General features: G+C 49.2%; 1 pseudogene. It reads left to right on the forward strand.

Going from position 1 to position 1,729, the window contains the following annotated elements:
- The first annotated feature begins 535 nt into the window (after nt 1-535).
- Nucleotides 536-1,723 (forward strand): annotated as a pseudogene (locus tag DC28_RS07160) (IS256 family transposase).
- Nucleotides 1,724-1,729 lie beyond the last annotated feature (6 nt).

Below are 1,729 nucleotides of genomic sequence, written 5' to 3' on the forward strand. Positions count from 1 at the left end.
ACTAGACCGCTTTTGGTAACCGGGGAACCACAATCACCAACCCACCCAAGGGCGCAAATAATCACCCCGCAGAATACCTGCGCTTACCTTTTGAGCGGCGTAGGCGCAATTTCAAGCGATTATTCCGCGCTTTTGATAAAAGCCTAATAGTATGTTGAAGCTGATTCCGGCTTACGCCGTCACAGCTTAACAATTTCATTAGGCTTGCCAAAAGAAACTGAAAGCCGGGAGCCTATAAAAGGGCTCCCGGTGTTGTTTTGAGACACTAATCTGCCTTTCGGCGGGGCCTTGGGATTCTTGCGAATCCCAGCGGCTTTAACCAATTCCTTTGAGCTCGAACTACCATTCCCCTAATCCTTCCCCAACGGGCATAACCGGCGAAGAAGGACGTAGAACTCCTGTGGTGTATCAATTGGCCTCCCCCAGTAGGCCGAAAGATAACGTACAATATTTTGCGCAAATAGCTAATAAAGCAAGAGTCCTCAATCTGACGATTGATTAATAACTACAAAAACCAAGTCAGAGAGAGGACCCAATGCCTGGTAAGATTATCGAAATTAATGAGGAAGAAGTCAAAGCCCATTTAGGGGATTTTGTACGGGAAACGGTAGAAGAGACATTGAATGCGATGTTGGAGGCTGAAGCAGAACAACTCCTGAATGCCCAGAAGCATGAGAGAAAAACTGAGCGCAAGGGGTATCGTGCCGGTCATTATGACCGGAAGTTTCTGACCAAGGCCGGCGAGGTAACGCTCCAGATGCCGAAACTAAAGAAGGTGACGTTTGAACCGGCGATCATTGAGCGGTACAAGCGCCGGGAAATTTCTGTTGAGGAAGCGATGGTGGAAATGTATTTAGCCGGCGTATCTGTTAGGCGTGTGGAAGACATCACCGAAGCACTCTGGGGAGCAAAGGTGTCACCGGGAACGATTAGCAATCTGAACAAGAAAATCTACGAAGAGATCGAGAAGTGGCGGAACCTTCCCCTCAAGAGCCATTACGCATATGTATACCTGGATGGGATATAGATGAAGCGCTCCTGGGCTGGAGAGGTTCGTAATGTCTCGGTTCTGGTGGCCATAGGAGTCAACGAGGATGGGTTTCGAGAAATAATCGGGGTGGCTGAGGGCACCAAGGAGGACAAGGACAGCTGGCAACGGTTCTTGAGATATCTCAAAGACCGGGGGTTGGAGAGTGTCGACATGTTCATCTCCGATAAATCCCTCGGTCTGGTGGAGTCGATTCCGGAGTTTTATCCCCAGGCACTCTGGCAGCGTTGTGTCGTCCATTTCTACCGGAATGTCTTCAGCTTTGTACCCCATGGCAAAGTGAAAGAAGTTGCCACAATGCTGAAAGCCATCCATGCCCAAGAGAACAGGGAGGAGGCGATCCGAAAGAAGGACCTCATTGCCCAGAAGCTTATCGAAATGAAGCTTAACAAGGCCGCTACCCTGGTACGGGAAGGATCCCCCGAAACCTTTTCCTACTATCACTTCCCGGTTGAACATTGGAAACGGATAAGGACCAACAATGGTCTTGAGAGAATCATGCGAGAAATCAGAAGGAGGACACGAGTAATCGGTTCCTTCCCCGATGGTGAATCTGCCCTGATGTTGGTTGCGGCCCGGCTGCGTCACATCTCTAATTCTACATGGAGTGAACGGAAGTATCTGAATATGGACCTGATGATTGACTTCGATCAGGAAGAAGATCAGGTGTCATAGTTGGAA

The sequence above is a fragment of the Spirochaeta lutea genome, from assembly GCF_000758165.1.
GTDB lineage: Bacteria > Spirochaetota > Spirochaetia > DSM-27196 > Salinispiraceae > Spirochaeta_D > Spirochaeta_D lutea.